The organism is Exiguobacterium sp. s145, assembly GCF_018618835.1.
Taxonomy (GTDB): Bacteria; Bacillota; Bacilli; order Exiguobacteriales; family Exiguobacteriaceae; genus Exiguobacterium_A; species Exiguobacterium_A artemiae.
Map to the genome: position 1 here is coordinate 175,998 of NZ_JACSMV010000002.1, position 16,292 is coordinate 192,289.

The window sequence follows — 16,292 nt, forward strand, 5'->3', positions numbered from 1 at the left end:
ATACTATAACCCTCCCCTGACTGCCCACGCCTGATGTGTATGAAACAATTCATTCACTGATTGAAGTGGCTGCCAGACTAGACGATGATCCAGTTCACGGGAAACTTGAATCTGCTTTAGCAATCGTATCTCAAAAAAGGATGCATCATTCAGGATCGCTTCTCCGCTTGGTGCCATTAGATACTGTTCGGCACGGCCGATCAACGCATCAATTTGAATCGTAAACCTGGTCTCTTCGAGTAGCTCTCTGTGGAGTGCTTGCTCCGGTGTTTCTCCTCGCTCGACTCCCCCACCCGGCAACAAAAGATTGTTCCATTTAGTCTCGACGGTTAAAAATGTCTGCTGTCGTTGATCGTATGCGATGCCATAGACACTTTGCTTATACTGGTAGTGTCGTCCCTTCAGTTTCACACCAAAAGTCGGTTTCTCCTGTTCAGAATCCATCATCAGTCATCTCCTTTATAGTCTCCCGTCAATTTCCCTCCGTCGTCATAGCGACCAAACAGTCGCCGTTGCGCCGTATAGTTCAAAAACTTGGTCAGACGTTTTTCATACTCCGCGCTGTCTCGCTTGCAGTCCTGGATATAACTGATCCTGACACGGATGTAGAGCTCCGGCAACGTCCGGAAAAATTGATAGGTGTCCGGATCTTTTTTCAGTTCCATGATGATGATGTGATCAATTTCAAACGGTACTGTCAAGTCAGGTGTCACCTTTATCCCTTGTTCTCGCATCTTTCCGAGTGCCATCAGTCGACGAACCCGTTCTTTATTCAGTTCGGTCCAGTGACTGTTTGTCCGACGCGGTGTAAATCGCTGAAGCAGACGGTCCCCGTCCTTCTTTTTAATCCCGTCAACCCAACCAAAACAAAGTGCTTCTTCGACGGTTTCGATATAATCCAACTGATATTTTTCTGCATCTTTTTTATCAAATACGAGCCAAACTTCGGTCTCTGTCAGATGATGGTTTTCCAGCCAACTCCGCCATTGCCCGATATGTTCGACGTACAATTGTGTCGTGATCTCCACTGGTCTCACCTCAGTTCAATCAAATCGTTTCCAGTGACCTTCTGAGATCACTTTCACTACGCCATCAACAACCTGAATCGCCGTTTGATCATCAATTGCATAGGACGGTCCTCTGAGATCAGCCGCCCATTTGACGGCTTCGTCCAATGTATTTTCCGGTAACAGTTCGTGATCCAGATGGGGGGAAATCGAAAAATCAACCAATCCAAGGGTTTCATCCGACGTTGTATGAGGCGGTGTCCACTCCACGAACGCTTGACCAATCCTTGGTGTCAGCACCATACTGCCGGCACTCAATCCGACGTAGACTGCTTTTAGCGAAGGCAATCGGTCGGCAAGTCCCGACTTTTTCATCCAGTAGTTTAAAAATAAGGGATCACCGCCATTTACCAACAACACATCGGCCTGTTCGACAAGCGGCACCCAGAGTGATTCATCCAGACTCGGTAGTGCCGTCAATTCGAGAACACCCACCGACTGAAATCCTAATTCACACATCGGAGTGGAACCCGTTCCTGTGATGAACGAGTATGCGTGGTACGGTCCTTCTTTCATTCCGTAGACTGCTGTAGGAATGCAGAGGGCATGTGCTTCCTCAATCGGTTTTCCGAGTAAGTCGACGAGTGCACGACGTTGACTGTCATTTTGAATGCCGCCTGAAGTCAGCAATAATTTCATAAGAACCCTTCTTTCTGCTTAAAATATCGAACCATGCTGTGATTTTGTATATATCTCCATTTTCAAAAGATTTCCCTGCCGGTCATCCAGCCCCTTTCAGCCGTGCGGGTCATGTGTGCAAGAACTTTGGCAGCCGTTACCTACATTATGCTCCTCTTGATTCGCGTACGACAAACAACTTAAGTTTTTAAAAGTATTTGCTTTTTAAACCTCTGCTTGCTACACTCAATCCGAGTACTTATTAAAATATTTTAAGAAGTAAACAGGAGGTGCCTCATGGCCGGTATGAACACGGACTTATTAACCCAGTTGCGGCAAGCCCTCTTATTCGAGCGGCTTCAGACGATTCCGGAACTGAGCCGGACGCTCTCGACGAGTTTCCCGACAGTCAAAAAACATTTGGATATTCTAATCGAGAACGGTGAGGTCGCCGAAGAGGATTCGGATGTATCGAGCGGCGGACGTCCGGCTAAACGCTATCGTTCCCGGGCCGATCACACTCACGGATTGGCGCTGTATCTCGAACTCGATGCCATCGGTTACCGGATCTTCGACGCTGTCGGCACATTACTGACGAACGGAACGGAATCCGTTCCCCGTCAGCAACCGCACGTTCAAGCTCTCGTCCGCCTGATTCACCGGTTGCTTGCGCAAGATCCACGCATCACTTGTTTAAGTATCGGGGTGGCGGCGTCGGTCGAAAACGGGCAAGTCTTTTTCGCACCGGATTATCCGTCTTTGCAACAGGTCGATCTGAAACAGACGCTTGAATCCGAGTTCCATTTGCCGGTCGTCGTCGAAAACGATATGAATGCCGCCGTCATCGGCTTTCACGAAACCTATCAGCAGCGGCAACAGTCCCTGATTTATTTGTACTTAGGAAAAAACGGACCCGGTTCCGGGATTTTGATCAACGGACAACTCGTCCGCGGCAGCAGTCACTTTGCCGGTGAGATTTCCCTTGTCCCGCAGTATGACAAGGCGACGTTCGGACAACGGATCGCCGAACGAAGCGACGTCCTGAACGCAGATACGATCGATGGGATCAGCCGGTTGACGACGACATTCGCCGCGACACTGAATCCGCACCAGTTGATTTTTAACAATACGGAAGTGACTGCGTCGGATTTGGAACAAATCCGGACAACGACAGCCCGGTATATGCCGGAAGCCCATATTCCCCGGCTCGTCCGGAGTAATTGGGAAACCGATTATCTGAACGGCTTGACACGTCTCGGATTACAACTTCAGACAGAACAACCAATAAAGGGGACATCAACATGAGTGGAGTCTGGTTACTCAGCATCATCTATCTTGCCTTCATCAGTTTAGGATTACCGGACTCCTTACTCGGCGTCGCCTGGCCCGTCATGCGGACAGAGTTCGGGGCGAATCTCGAAGTCGCCGGCTGGCTGTTCATGACGATTGCCGGCGGAACGATCATCTCGAGTCTTTTCAGCGGCAAAATTCTCAACCGGTTTGAGACGAGTCATGTCACCGCCTTTTGTGCCGCAGTCACGGCTGGCAGCCTGCTCGGATTTTATTTTGCCCCTTCGTTACTGTGGCTGTTTCTGCTTGCGGTTCCGCTTGGTCTCGGTGCCGGCGTCGTCGACGCGGCACTCAATCATTTTGTCGCGACCCGTTACAAAGCACACCATATGAACTGGCTTCACTGCTTTTGGGGCGTTGGCGCTACGGCCGGACCGTTGATTATGGCAGCGATGATGAGCGAATCGGGCGACTGGCGCAGCGGATATCTGACTGTCGCACTGGTCCAGTTCGGTCTTGCCTTGCTGCTCGTCTTAAGCGTTCCGCTTTGGAAACAGGCACCGGTCGCAATTGCAGCACCGACTGAAGAACTGTCCTTACACGGAACACAGGCGAAGCGTTTGACCGGTCTCCCGTTCGCGCTCGCCTCGTTTGTCCTCTATTGCGGTGCTGAAGCATTGATCGGTTTATGGGGCAGCAGTTATCTCGTCCAGGTCAAATCTTTTTCCGTCGAAACAGCGGCCACCTGGATTTCCGTCTATTACGGCAGCATCACCGTCGGCCGGTTTTTGAGCGGCTTTTTATCGCTCCGGATGACGAACCGCCAGTTGATTCGGTTGGGGCAAGGGACGGCTCTGCTCGGCAGTCTGCTGTTCTTCCTGCCGCTCGACGGTTTGATGCTGACCGGATTTATCCTGATCGGACTCGGACTCGCGCCGATTTATCCGGCCATGTTACATGAGACGCCGGTCCGGTTCGGCCAGGACGCGGCGAAACGGCTGATGGGGGTTCAGATGGCCTTCGCCTACAGCGGCAGTACGTTTTTGCCGCCGTTGTTCGGTGTTCTCGCCTCGTTCCTGACGTTACAGCTGTTCCCGGTGACAGGTTTCCTGATGATTCTGTTCCTGTTGCTCTGTTCCGAACGGCTGAACCGTGTCCTTGCGAAACGGGCATTGTCCCGCGCTTCCTAAATCATTCAAAAAGGAGTCTGCTCTCATGAAGATTGAACATATCGCCGTTTGGGTCAAGGATCTCGAACGGATGAAACACTTTTACGAAACGTATCTCGAGGCGCAGGCCAATGCGTTGTACCATAATCCGCTCAAAGGATTTTCGTCCTACTTTCTCCACTTTAAGTCAGGCGCCCGGCTCGAGTTGATGCACCGGACGGATATCGATCACGATGCGCCGCGCGACCGGTTCGGTTACGCCCACATTGCCTTTTCGCTCGGCAGCCGGTTCGCTGTCGATCAGCTGACGGCACGGCTCGAGGAGGACGGCTATAACCGAATCGACGGTCCGCGTCTGACAGGCGACGGCTACTATGAAAGCGTCTTTCTTGATCCGGAAGGACTGACGATCGAACTGACCGTCTGACACTAATTCAAAAACACCATGCTGTTTCGTACGCTTCCGGTCAAGGAGACGTCGAACTTCATGGTGTTTTCTTTTGCATGTGTCCGGCCAATCATTCTGTAAACAGTTTGTACCTGTTTTTTCCTGATGATTTTGCTTCGTATAACGCGATATCCGCTTGGCGGAGCAGCGTTTTCAGACTGCTGTCAGCGTCTTTGTAGGCGACGATTCCGATGCTGGTCGACAGTTCATATGTGTCCCACGTACTCAACCGGACAAGAATTTCATCTGCTTGATCGATCAATGCTTGCTGAGAATCAAAGTGCGTAAACCGAATGACAAATTCGTCTCCGCCCAAGCGGACGGCATAGGCTTCTTTTTGTCCTGCAATCAGTGACTTCAATCGTCTTGCGACCTCCTGCAGAACAGCGTCCCCGGCATCGTGTCCGTACACATCGTTGACGTTTTTGAAACCGTCCAAATCAAGGAAGAACAAGGCCCCTTCCGTCTGCGGATGCTGGTCAAATTGATGCGTCAAATACCGTCGATTGTACAGATCCGTCAACATGTCACGCCAGGCAAACCGCTCGAGTTCCAGATAATACGAAAACAGACGGACGATCCGTTGCAGTAACTCGATACTCTTGCTCTCGAACAGACTGACTTCATCATTGATGGCGCACAACGTACCGAACTTTTCTCCGTTCGCAAGCGAAATCGGAATCCCTAAATAGGACTGAACATTCGCCCCTTCCAGTACTTCCCTCATCCCGTCGAGACTGCGGTCTTTTGTGACATCTTCGTATGCAAGCGGTTGTTTCGTTTGAAAATCGATTCGTTGGCAGAGCGAGTAATTCAAATCAATGACCATTCCTTCTGTGACCGGCATCCGGGTCTGCTCTTCGGACAGTTTAATGATCAATTGCTCGGTTTCATTGATAGCTGATAAATAAAACAGCTGTTCCGGCAGAATCTCTTTTGCAAGATCCAGTAAATCATCTGCCAAATCATCAAATTTCGTGTACATTTTCAGTTCTTCAAAGTGTATGTTCATTCAGCACCTCGACACGTCATAGTTTTTAAACACTTCGTCTGAGTTTTTTTATAGACAGCATCTGCTAATCTATTTCATTTTACCATATATCGGATATTGATTTGCCGTTCAACTCAAAAAACACCGCCTTGTCGCACAGTCTCTCAACAGAGAACCGGGTACAAGGCAGTGTGTTTAGTCGCATTCACGCGCGGTTTTTCCGCAGCAGATACAAGAAGTACGGTACACCGATGATCGCTGTGATCAATCCGGCCGGAATTTCAAGCGGCGGATGAATCCCGCGCCCGATCGCATCGGCGACGACCAACAGTCCGCCGCCGACGAGGACGGCCATCGGAATCAACAGGTGGTGCCGGTGACCGATCAAACGTCGGGCCATATGCGGGGCAACGAGTCCGAGGAACCCGATTGATCCGACCATCGCGACGGCGACACCAGCGAGAGCAACAGCAAGCGCGAGAAAGACATACCGGGTTCGTTTCATCCGTAACCCGAGACCGATCGCCGCGTCTTCACTGAGTGACAGAATATCGAGTTGCCGGTGTCCGGACCAGATGGCGAGTCCGAGAATCAGAAAGACCGGCGCCAGGACATACACTTCAGTCCAGCCTTTGCCGAACAGACTGCCGGCAAGCCAAACGAGTGAATCATTCGTCTGGAGCGGAAACTTGATCAACAGATATTCCGTTCCCGACGCACAAATCGCACTGACGGCGATGCCGAGCAAAGCAAAGGAACTGTGTTGCAGCTTGCCGTGATCGGCAAGTAACATCAGGGCAATCATCACGAGTGCCGCTCCGCCCATCGCTGCAAGCGGCGTCAAAACGAGCGGACCGTCTGGAAGTAACGCAATTGTCAAAACGGCAAACAAGGCCGCTCCGTTCGTCACGCCGATGACGTCCGGGGAGACGAGCGGATTCCGGATGATCGCTTGCAACAAAACACCAGATAGGGCAAAACAACCGCCGGCGAGTAACGCGAGAAGTGTCCGCGGCAACCGGTAGTTCCAGACGATGAAGGCACTTCCATCTCCTTGCAAGGCTGCGACGATTTCACCCGGTTTCAAGTAGACGGAACCGACGCCGAGCAACAGAAAACTGAGCACAGTGACAAGGAGCGACATGAGGACGAGACCAAGCCATGGTTGTTGACGGAGTCTGTTCATTTACGCCACCCATTTCGTCTGACGTTTCGCTAAATACAAGAAGAACGGCGCCCCGAGTAATGCCGTCACGATCCCGACCGGTGATTCATAGGGATAAGCGATGAACCGGGCGAGGACATCGGCAGACGTCAGCAACAGTCCGCCGCATAACGCGGACACCGGCAGGACATACCGGTAATCCTCCCCGACCAGGCGCCGGACGATGTGCGGGACCATCAGACCGATGAAGCCGATGGCTCCGGCGACGGCAACCGTCACACCGGCCAGCAAGACAACAGCGACGGCTGCCAGCATCCGGATCCGGGTGATGTTTTGCCCCAGTCCGACGGCGACGTCCTGACCGAGTTGGAAAATCGCCAGCGATTTGGCCAGGCTGAAGGCTAAGATCAAGCCGATGATCGACCACGGCACAATCAACCGGACTTCAAGCCAGCCGCTGTCACTGATCGATCCGGATAACCAGTACAAGACATTCGTGATCCGGTCATTGAACAAAATCAACCCTTTCGTCAAAGACGTCAGCAACAAGTGGATCGCCATCCCGACGAGGGCCAGTTTCAGACTCGTCATACCGCGGACGGACGCAAACGAAAAGACGAGCAACCCGCCGATCATTGCACCGAGAAAGGCGAAGTAGACGAGATTGGCCGTCCCGAGCGCCGGGAACAGCAGTAACGCGAGAACCACGAACAGCGAGGCTCCGGCGTTAACACCAAACACCTGCGGCGAGGCGAGCGGATTCCGGGTGACTGCCTGCATCAATGCTCCGGCGACGGCTAGGTTTGCCCCGAGTATCAGTCCCAGTACTAATCGTGGTAATCGAAGTGTCGTCAGGACCAGTGTTTCTTTTGACAGATTGCCGGATGTCCATTCCCGGATGGCTTCGAGCGGCCGGATCGTCGTCACGCCGAGAAACAGACTGAGATAGGAGCCGAGTCCAATCAGCACAATAAGTAGAACGAGCAAACGGATCAATCGTGTTTTCCGAATCATCAACGGCTTCCCCTTTCATCAACAAAAGCCAGATTGCTCTGGCTCGTGTCGTCGTTTATGATTTTTTCGGATACAGCAGTTGAATCGCTTCGTCGACGATTTGTTCCGCTGCGTCCAGTCCGCGGTAACGGGTCCACAAGTCACGATTGACTTCGTAGACTTCACCTTTTTTCACAGCCGTGATCTGATTCCAGAGCGGATTCTTTTTCCACTCGTTGAGCAGTTTCGGGTCGGCTTCCGCCATGAAGATGACGTCCGGATCCCATTTGACAATCTGCTCCAGCGTAATCGTCACGGTTGGTTCTACTGTTTTCGTGATGGCATTATCGATGCCGAGTTTTTCAAGCAGTTCCCCGTCAAACGATGTCTCTCCGTGTGCCGTCAATGAATCGGACCGGAAGACACCGACCATGATTTTGCGTTGATCGTCCGGATCGACTTTTTGTTTGGCAGTTGCAAGCCGCTTGTCATGCAATTTCAGACGTTGCTCCATTTGATCGGTCTGCCCGACGGCTTCCGCGATGCTCTTGAATGATGCAAGGTTTTCCTGATAGGTCGCATTCCGGCTTTTTAAGATGATCGTCGGTGCGATTTGCTGCAATTGTTTGTAGATGCCTTTATGCCGGTTGAAATCTCCGATGATCAAGTCCGGTTTCAGCGAGCTGATGACTTCGAGATTCGGTTGCTGGCGTGTCCCGATTTCCTTAAAGGAAATCTTCTTACCGAGCAGCCCCGATACATCATCCTTGTTTTCCTGTGCGATGCCGACCGGTTCAATGCCCAGTTCGTCGAGCGCGTCGACGAACGAGAACTCAAGGGCCACGATCCGTTTCGGATGGTCCGGCACGTTCGTTGTTCCTGCTTCATGCGTGACAGCGTGCGTCTTTTTCGTCGTCTCTTCTTTCGCTTGTCCGGCACATGCCGCAAGCATCAGACAACTCATTACCAAAAGCGCGAATGCGCCGGTCATTCGTTTTCGTAACATGAGGAGCCTCCTTCTTCATCTAGAATGAGAATCATTCTTATTTAATCCTGTTTCAGCATAACAAAGTTCATCACGAAACAAAAGACCAAATCTTATTTTCAGATAACATGTATCCTGTCATGAACGGGAATATGCGATAATGGAATCATCGATTAAAGGAGGAATTGTCTTGTCTACATTTATTAAAGACGTAGCCGGCCGGATCCATTATCCGCTCGGTCATACGTTAACGTTTGCCGATTTACCGGCGCTGCTTGAAGCCTTTGCCTATCATCTGGCGTTTGACAATCAAGCAGTTCTTGAAAAAGAGTCGGTTCCGTTTGACCAGAACCGACTACGACAGACCTTCATCGAACGTCAGGCGGGCGGTGTCTGCTATGATCTCAACCATTTGCTGTACGAAGTGTTACGAATCAAAGGGTTTGACGTTTCACTTCTCAAGGCGACCGTCTTCGATCAGGAAAATGACGTCTGGTCCGCGACCGGTCCGACCCACGTCGCCGTCCTGCTGTCGCACCAGGAGCAGACCTATCTCGTCGATACGGGATTCGGTGTCAATCTCGCCCTACGCCCAATTCCTCTGACCGGAGAAACGATCACATCACCGAGCGGCAGCTACCGGATTGCCCCGAACGGCGCCGGTTATCAGCTGGAGATGTTACGGACCGGTCAGGATGACGAGTTTGTCATCGGGTACCATTTCTACACGCAACAGACGATCGAACCGGCTGCTTTATCCGAGATGGAACAAATCATCCAGGAACATCCGGCTTCCCCGTTCAACAAACGTAGTCTGCTCGCCATCCGCAAAGCCGATGGCCACCGTATTCTGACACGACAGGCGTTAACGACCTGGACCGAAGGCAAGAAAACGATTCAACCGGTCACGTCCGATGACCAGTATGCGGCCTTTAAACACGACTTCTTTTAAGGAGATGAGGAGACTTGTATCGTTATACCCTCTGTTTGATTCGCAAGAACGATCAGTGGTTGCTACTGAACCGGCAAAAACAACCGGCGATGGGGATGTGGAACGGGGTCGGCGGTAAAATCGAACCCGGCGAGTCCCCGGCGGAATCCGTCATCCGGGAAACGTTCGAAGAAACCGGTCTGACGCTGACCGCTGTCCAGTTCTCGGGCACGATTCTCCTGCAGGCGGACGAGACGGTCGGAATTTATTTGTTCCTTGCCGAACTGCCGCCGGATCAGCTCCTCGTGACACCGCTCGCGACCCGGGAAGGTATTCTCGACTGGAAACAGCTTGACTGGATCCTTCATCCAGATAATACCGGTGTCATCAGTAATCTGAAAGCTTACCTGCCGCACGTCTTGAAACAGACGACACCACAGCTCCATACGTTTCACTATGACGGGCACCGGCTGCTTGAGCACCATATTTCTGAATTAGAACAAATCATCCACTAAAAAAAGACATCCGTTTGCCTACTGCTGACCGAAATCAACAGTGCAAACGGATGTCTTTTAAGTTTCAGTTAAAACCAAGCAGTTCCAAACCGGTCACGATCAACGCGACCATTACGATTCCGGGTAACAAGTTCGCGACCCGGATTTTGGTGATGCCGGCTAGATTCAAGCCGATGGCTAAAATCATCACACCGCCGGTCGCCGTCATCTCCACGATGAATTGCTGAAGGATAGCGTCCGGAACAAATTGTGTAATCGCCACTGCGCTGAGAGCAATTGCTCCTTGATAAACGAGAACCGGAATCGCCGAAAAGATGACGCCGATCCCGAGAGTCGAGCTGAGGACAAGTGCCGTGAAGCCGTCAATCAGTCCTTTTGTATAGAGGACGTCATGGTCCTGACGTAAGCCGCCGTCAAGCGCCCCGAGTACGCCCATTGCTCCGATGACAAAAATCAACGTCGCTGTGACGAATCCTTCTGCGATATTCGATGGATGCCCGCGGCCGATTTTCAGTTCAAGCCATTCTCCGACACGGTTGAGCTTTTCATCGATCCGTAACCATTCACCGATTGCCCCGCCTAAGACGAGACTGCCGATGACGATCAGAAAGTTCTCACTCTTCAGTCCCATCTGAACACCAAGAACGACGACAGCGAGTCCGATTGCCTGAACAACCGTTTCCTTCGTCCGTTCCGGAATTTTATGAAACAGCAGACCAAGTAATGTACCGATGATGATTAATCCTATATTGACAAGTGTGCCGGTTAAGACCATCCTGTGTCCTCTTTTCTAAGTAATCATAATTACATATGGTATTTGAAATAATTATATTTCTGGTATTTCTTTTGACTGAGCCTGCTTTACACTGTGGATCGTCATCCCGAGCATGACAATCAGCATCCCGAACAACGCGAGACCGGTCGGAAAGACAGCGTGTAAAAACAGCATCTCCCCGAGGACGGTGAACAGGATTTCAAACGACTGTGTCGCTTCGACGGCTGCGAGACGGACCGGTTCCGTCCGGACAAGTGTCGTCGCGTAAAAGAACAGTGATGTCGCGATGACGCCGGAGAATAAGGCGACCAGTCCCGACTGACCGACTTGTCCCGCCGACGGTAAGCCGACCTGTATGTAGGCAATCGTGGATAACACGAGCCAAAACGGCAGACTGGCCACCGTCATGCCGAGAATCCGGTCAAAGACATCAAGCTCGTCCCCGTACCGTTCCATCATCTTCCGGTTGCCGAGCGGATACGCGATCGCGGCACAGATGACCGGAAGGACACCGAGCAGCAGCGCCGAAACGGACACCCCTTCTGCGACCGACAATTGCATCAGGCAGACACCCGCTACGATTAACAGCGAATAACGGAGCGACGCCCACGGAATCGTCTGTTTGAACAGCGGCGCAAGCAACGGTCCGGCAAGAATCGTCACCTGCCAGGTTCCGGCAATCAGCCAGCCCGGTGAATAATCGGCGGCGAGGCAAATCCCGCTGTAAAAAATCCCGAAGCCGATCGTGCCGTAGGTCAGCCAAAAGCGCGGAGCATCTCGGAGCGCGGTCAAAACGCGACCAAGCCGGCGCCGGTAGGCGACAATCACGACCAACAGCGGTAACATCAGATAAAATCGTAAGGCGGCGCTGTAGATCCAGTGTCCCCCGCTCCCTTGCATCGATTGATTCAGGATGAAGGTGACGGCAAAAAACATCGCCGCCAAAATCCCGATTATAATGGGTCGCATAGCGTGTCCTCCTCCAGGGAAGCGATCAGATGACGCCCGAGACCGTTCCAGTTGTGTTCTGTCGCACGGACAAGGGCTTCGACCTTGCCGTTTTGACAGGCTTCGATGATTGTTTGATGATCCGCGACCGAATCATGTCCGTGGCGGCTGAACTGGGCATACTCGAGCCGGCGGATCAGCGGCGTCAAGCGGTTTAATGTGTCTACCAGCTGACCGTTTTGACTTCGTTCGAGAAACAGCCCGTGAAAGGCGTCATCGAGTTGCAACGCTGAAGCGGCATCCCCGCGGTTGATTGCTTCCCGAAACGATTGATTGAATTCGATTAAACGGGTGATATCCGCTTCCGACAAGGGAAACGCGAGACGTGCCGCAAGCGCATGCAGTGTCGCAACGATCGGAAACGTCTGTCTTGCCTGCGTCGCGTCAAGCATCGTGACATTCGTCCGTGATCCCCGTTTTGCAACGACGAGTCCCTCCTCCTCCAGTTTTTTCAATGCTTCGCGGACCGGCGTCCGGCTGACGCCAAACGTCTCCGCGAGTTGCTGATCGTTCAGTTTTTGACCCGGTGCCAAGGCCAAGGTAATGATTTGCTGTTGCAGTCGTTGATACACTTCTTCACTTAAGGAAGTTCGTTGAATCGGTTGAGTTTTCATACAACTAATATATTACATATCAATTATGAATGTACAGATTTTTCCTGCTGATAGGAGGAAAGATTGTTTGGCGTGCTGTTACAGGATGTAAACCTCCTTGAAGTCACCGCTTATTTAATTTACAATTATTTGGTAGATCATTCTTGATAAATGGAGGGTTAATCGATGTCCAGTCTCGGATTATTTCTAATCATTATCATCTCAATCGCCATTTGGATGACCGTTTCCAAAGAAGCCACAAAGGATTCTGAGGAAATCAGCCGTCCGAAAATGTTGACGTTGCTGACTGCAGGATCGATTTCGACCATCATCCTCGTCATTACACTCGTTCAGTCTTTAAATATCTTCTGACCTTAAAACAGTTGGTCACGCTTTAAGAAACGGGGCATATCCTATGAATATGAAATCCTTTCTTCTCAGCTTCATACTGATTTATCTGTTGCTCAGTTTTCCCGCCTTCTTCGGAATCAATTACGTAATCGACTGGGTACCGGAAGCGACGCTGGGTCAGAAATTCAACGGTTATGTGATCGAAGGACTGGGAAACCAGTTTTTGCTGAAAAGCTTATGCGCCGCGATTGCAAGTATCGTCCTGAGTCTTCTGCTGTCCAACCGTAAAGCAGGAACACGTATGTGATGGCACAAAAAGACGTCCCGCTCTGTTGGAGCAGGACGTCTTTTGCTGTATTTCTTCATTAGGGTCAGTCAATTAGGAGGCCTGTTGTTTCTCGACGACTTTTTCTTTCCGGAACAAACCGAGGTAAACCAGTCCAAGGCCGAGACAGACAATCAGTCCGATGTAGACACTCATCATGAACGGCGCGAGGATCGCTCCGAGAATGATCGTCGAGCGGGACAACAGATCGGCACCGGCATGTGACGTTCCGGCAAAGGCCGAGTAGGCACCGCGTTGGTCGGCCGGCATCATGTTCGCTTTTTCCGCGTTCAGCGTCGGGGAATAGAGCAGCTCCCCGATTGTCGCGATGAAGATGAATATCAATAACAGTGTCAGCGAGTTGGCACTCGTCACCGTCGCGTAGCCGATGATGTAGAGGACCAGTCCGCCGACCAGTGCCTGTTTGTTCGTAAAGCGATTTGAGAACCGTTGAATGAAGAACGTCAGACAGACGACAAGGATTGTATTTTCAATGTTGATCAGACTGAGCATCCGGACGCCGTTGACGGTCAGGTCACCGATCGTAACTGTGTCGAATTCGTCCGCCAAGCGGACGGCGACGTAACTGCTTATCGAAAATTCGGCGGCGAGAATACACATCGAACCGAAGACCACTTTAACGAACGGCCGGTCACGCCAGGCGATCTGATAACTTTTTCCGAGATCCAAAAATACATTCCGGAGCGGTTGTTTCTGCCAGACGTGTTTCGACTCGTCGAGCAAAAAATGATAAGCGACCGGTAACAGCAAGGACGTACACGTCAGAAGACTGAATAAGAACAACCGGTTGCTGACGTAAAGCCAACCGCCAAGCGCCGTCCCGAGGGCGATCGACAGATTGATCAGCCAGTAATCAATCGCATAGACCGCCCGCCGGTTTTCCGGTGTCGTCGCATCGATGATGATTGCACTCATCGCCGGCCGTCCAATGTTGCTCGTCACTGTGAAGATCGCATAGGCGAGCGTAAAGAGCAGCATTTGATTGGCGGCAAGACTGATCGTCATGATTAAAAACATCAAACCGGTCGCCGTCGTCGACAGGACGAGCAGGCGTTTCCGTGGGAAGCGGTCGGCGAGGTAACCGCCGATCAAGCCGATCAGGAAGCTGATAACCACTGTCCCAATCAAAAAGATGCCGGCAAATACTTTGTTGTAGGCTTGGACAAACAGCAATGCCATGAACGGCATGATGGCGAACGCAATCGTCCGGTTGATGAATGATGTAACCAGTCTGACTTTAATTGGTTGAGGCATTTCTTTCCATTTCATATTGTCACCTTCCATTCTCTACCTGTATGATAAACAAGACAAGTACATAAAAAAATGGACATCGTCAGAAAAAGATGTCCCCTTTTAGAACGGAGGAATGAGATGGACGCGTATCTGTTCACGTTATGGAAAACCTGCCGGGAAGGTTCCTATTCGATTGCCGAACTGGCCGACACAATCCATTTAAGCCCCAAACAAACAAAACGGTATTTAACACGTTGGCAGGAAGACGGTTGGCTCGCGTATACGAGCGGCCGGGGCCGCGGCCATTTGACACAGCTCGTCTGGCACCGTCATGTCGAACGCGAATATGCGAAACAGATGCTCGAACGGATTGAACACGAGTCGGTCGACGCGGTGACGGAAGAACTGAGCTGGGACTGGTCACCGGCACAAACGGGACGGTTCATGCGAAAGCTTGAGCAAAAGTTCGGCTATACACAGGAATCGTCCGATGCGCTGCTGATTCCCCGCCGACGTCCTTTTTTGACGACCGATCCGCTCGAAGCGGCTGACATCCACAGCGCCCACCTCGTCCAAAACGTTTTCAGCCGGTTGTTTGCGATTGACGCAGACGGCAAACTGCAGGGCGAACTGGCCCACCACTACGCCTGGAACGGTCCTGTCCTGTCGCTTTATTTACGAAAGGATGTCCGCTTCCATGACGGGTCGCTCTTAACGAGTAAGGACGTGACGAAAAGTCTCCGGAAACTGGTTGCCTATCCCGCTTATGCCAAATCGTACCGGCATGTCCAACATATTCAATCCAATGGACCGTACCAGGTTGATATCACGTTGGACCAGCAGCGCCATTCGCTGCTGCCCAAACTGGCGACGATCCATACGAGCATCGGCAAGGACAACGTCGGGACAGGACCGTTCCAGCTGACACAAAATGACCCGAAAAAGACGATTTTATCAGCCTTTTCGAACTATTACGGCATCCGCGCCCTGCTCGACCGGATTGAGTTCATTCAAATGCCCGATGCCTATGATCCCGTCTACCGGACATCACGGTCAGACTCCGGTGAAACGGATACGATCTCGACTCAGTCAGGGTTTGGACTCGTCTTTTTGAATCCGCGTCCCGGCGGTCCGTTCGAGCGACCGGACGCGCGGCACTATATTCACCGGTTGATTGCCGCGATCCGTCCGGCGATCCAGTCACTCAATGAACGGGGTTTTCCGAACGACCGCGGGTTTCTTGAACAGTTCAGTTCCGTCCATCCGCTTCCGGAGGGTCCTGCCGTTTTGTTTACGCAACCGCTCCGGATCAAGCTGACTGACTTCACGGACAAGGTGACACGCTGGTTATGCGAGACACTCGATGCGCACGGAATTCCCTATGAGTTCGTGCCGATCGGTTTTAAAGCGAGCATCACCGATTTTCATGCCTTTGACACGATTGATCTCGCCGTTCACGCCGAAGTCTTTGAACGGAACTTGCCGGTCGCCTTTCATCAGTTTTTAACGAATGATTTTTCCCCGCCGGCGAAGATGTTCCGGCACATGCCGGAGATGGACAAATGGATTGACCGGTACGATGAGACGCCGTTCGAAGACTGGATGAGGTTACACCAGACGGTCGAGCGGCATTTGATCGACTCGTCCTACTTCATTCCGTTGTATGATGATACGCGGATCATTCCGTTTCCGATTGAGCTGCAAAATATTACGATTGATTCGTTCGGCTATTTGGACTTCTCAAAACTGTGGATTTCCTCTTGACCTCCGACCTTCCTCGGAGGTTTTTTGTCGGTTGCTTGACGAATTGATGG

At 51.6% G+C, this 16,292-nt stretch carries 19 protein-coding genes; 8 read left to right on the plus strand and 11 right to left on the minus strand.

What is annotated here, in order from left to right; genetic code table 11:
* Positions 1-3: 3 nt before the first annotated feature.
* The 3 genes from KNQ07_RS03890 to KNQ07_RS03900 are packed head-to-tail and all read right to left on the minus strand — an operon-like array spanning position 4 to position 1,706.
* Positions 4-447, minus strand: a complete 444-nt coding sequence (locus KNQ07_RS03890) for an NUDIX domain-containing protein (protein ID WP_214764896.1) — start codon at positions 445-447, stop codon at positions 4-6.
* On the minus strand, positions 447-1,028 hold the full coding sequence (locus tag KNQ07_RS03895; RefSeq protein ID WP_214764897.1) for a YdeI/OmpD-associated family protein: 582 nt from the start codon (positions 1,026-1,028) through the stop codon (positions 447-449). Before KNQ07_RS03895 ends, KNQ07_RS03890 begins: the two co-directional genes overlap by 1 nt.
* A 15-nt stretch (positions 1,029-1,043) precedes the next feature.
* Positions 1,044-1,706, minus strand: coding sequence for a Type 1 glutamine amidotransferase-like domain-containing protein (locus KNQ07_RS03900; protein ID WP_214764898.1), 663 nt, complete (start codon positions 1,704-1,706; stop codon positions 1,044-1,046).
* A gap of 276 nt (positions 1,707-1,982) precedes the next feature.
* Between KNQ07_RS03900 and KNQ07_RS03905 the strand changes: the two genes are divergently transcribed.
* From KNQ07_RS03905 to KNQ07_RS03915, 3 genes are read left to right on the plus strand one after another with little or no spacing between them, the layout of a single operon-like run.
* Positions 1,983-2,990: an ROK family transcriptional regulator gene (locus KNQ07_RS03905; protein WP_214764899.1), complete on the plus strand. Its 1,008-nt coding sequence runs from the start codon at positions 1,983-1,985 to the stop codon at positions 2,988-2,990.
* Positions 2,987-4,165 carry an MFS transporter gene (locus KNQ07_RS03910; protein WP_214764900.1) on the plus strand — a complete coding sequence of 393 codons (1,179 nt, stop codon included), beginning with the start codon at positions 2,987-2,989 and terminating at the stop codon, positions 4,163-4,165. Before KNQ07_RS03905 ends, KNQ07_RS03910 begins: the two co-directional genes overlap by 4 nt.
* A gap of 25 nt (positions 4,166-4,190) precedes the next feature.
* Complete coding sequence (locus KNQ07_RS03915) at positions 4,191-4,571, plus strand: VOC family protein (RefSeq protein ID WP_012370293.1); 381 nt, start codon at positions 4,191-4,193, stop codon at positions 4,569-4,571.
* 91 nt (positions 4,572-4,662) lie between these two features.
* Here KNQ07_RS03915 and KNQ07_RS03920 read toward each other — a convergent pair whose 3' ends face one another.
* The 4 genes from KNQ07_RS03920 to KNQ07_RS03935 form a co-directional block, all read right to left on the minus strand.
* On the minus strand, positions 4,663-5,604 hold the full coding sequence (locus KNQ07_RS03920) for a sensor domain-containing protein (RefSeq protein ID WP_214764901.1): 942 nt from the start codon (positions 5,602-5,604) through the stop codon (positions 4,663-4,665).
* Between the two features lie 184 nt (positions 5,605-5,788).
* Positions 5,789-6,769, minus strand: a complete 981-nt coding sequence (locus tag KNQ07_RS03925; protein ID WP_214764902.1) for a FecCD family ABC transporter permease — start codon at positions 6,767-6,769, stop codon at positions 5,789-5,791.
* On the minus strand, positions 6,770-7,762 hold the full coding sequence (locus KNQ07_RS03930) for a FecCD family ABC transporter permease (RefSeq protein WP_214764903.1): 993 nt from the start codon (positions 7,760-7,762) through the stop codon (positions 6,770-6,772).
* Positions 7,763-7,817: 55 nt separating this feature from the next.
* Positions 7,818-8,747 (minus strand): ABC transporter substrate-binding protein, encoded by a 930-nt coding sequence (locus KNQ07_RS03935; protein WP_214764904.1) that lies wholly within the window; start codon positions 8,745-8,747, stop codon positions 7,818-7,820.
* Positions 8,748-8,916: 169 nt separating this feature from the next.
* Between KNQ07_RS03935 and KNQ07_RS03940 the strand changes: the two genes are divergently transcribed.
* Both KNQ07_RS03940 and KNQ07_RS03945 read left to right on the plus strand, forming a co-directional pair.
* Entirely contained in the window at positions 8,917-9,678 is a 762-nt protein-coding gene (locus tag KNQ07_RS03940) for an arylamine N-acetyltransferase family protein (RefSeq protein ID WP_251139453.1), read from the plus strand.
* Positions 9,679-9,692: 14 nt separating this feature from the next.
* Positions 9,693-10,172, plus strand: coding sequence for an NUDIX hydrolase (locus KNQ07_RS03945; protein WP_214764906.1), 480 nt, complete (start codon positions 9,693-9,695; stop codon positions 10,170-10,172).
* A 64-nt stretch (positions 10,173-10,236) separates the two neighbouring features.
* Here the strand turns inward: KNQ07_RS03945 and KNQ07_RS03950 are convergent, their stop codons facing one another.
* From KNQ07_RS03950 to KNQ07_RS03960, 3 genes are read right to left on the minus strand one after another with little or no spacing between them, the layout of a single operon-like run.
* On the minus strand, positions 10,237-10,947 hold the full coding sequence (locus tag KNQ07_RS03950) for a DUF554 domain-containing protein (protein WP_214764907.1): 711 nt from the start codon (positions 10,945-10,947) through the stop codon (positions 10,237-10,239).
* A gap of 51 nt (positions 10,948-10,998) precedes the next feature.
* Entirely contained in the window at positions 10,999-11,916 is a 918-nt protein-coding gene (locus tag KNQ07_RS03955; protein WP_214764908.1) for a DMT family transporter, read from the minus strand.
* Positions 11,901-12,569: a GntR family transcriptional regulator gene (locus tag KNQ07_RS03960; protein ID WP_214764909.1), complete on the minus strand. Its 669-nt coding sequence runs from the start codon at positions 12,567-12,569 to the stop codon at positions 11,901-11,903. The genes KNQ07_RS03955 and KNQ07_RS03960 overlap by 16 nt, the downstream gene beginning before the upstream one ends.
* A gap of 165 nt (positions 12,570-12,734) precedes the next feature.
* On the opposite strand from KNQ07_RS03960, the gene KNQ07_RS03965 reads away from it, so the two are divergent.
* Together KNQ07_RS03965 and KNQ07_RS03970 are read left to right on the plus strand one after the other, a co-directional pair.
* Positions 12,735-12,920 carry a hypothetical protein gene (locus tag KNQ07_RS03965; RefSeq protein ID WP_214764910.1) on the plus strand — a complete coding sequence of 62 codons (186 nt, stop codon included), beginning with the start codon at positions 12,735-12,737 and terminating at the stop codon, positions 12,918-12,920.
* Between the two features lie 43 nt (positions 12,921-12,963).
* Positions 12,964-13,206, plus strand: coding sequence for a hypothetical protein (locus tag KNQ07_RS03970; RefSeq protein ID WP_214764911.1), 243 nt, complete (start codon positions 12,964-12,966; stop codon positions 13,204-13,206).
* Positions 13,207-13,278: 72 nt separating this feature from the next.
* Here the strand turns inward: KNQ07_RS03970 and KNQ07_RS03975 are convergent, their stop codons facing one another.
* Entirely contained in the window at positions 13,279-14,514 is a 1,236-nt protein-coding gene (locus KNQ07_RS03975) for an MDR family MFS transporter (protein ID WP_214764912.1), read from the minus strand.
* A gap of 102 nt (positions 14,515-14,616) precedes the next feature.
* Between KNQ07_RS03975 and KNQ07_RS03980 the strand changes: the two genes are divergently transcribed.
* Positions 14,617-16,242 (plus strand): ABC transporter substrate-binding protein, encoded by a 1,626-nt coding sequence (locus tag KNQ07_RS03980; protein WP_214764913.1) that lies wholly within the window; start codon positions 14,617-14,619, stop codon positions 16,240-16,242.
* Positions 16,243-16,292: the final 50 nt, after the last annotated feature.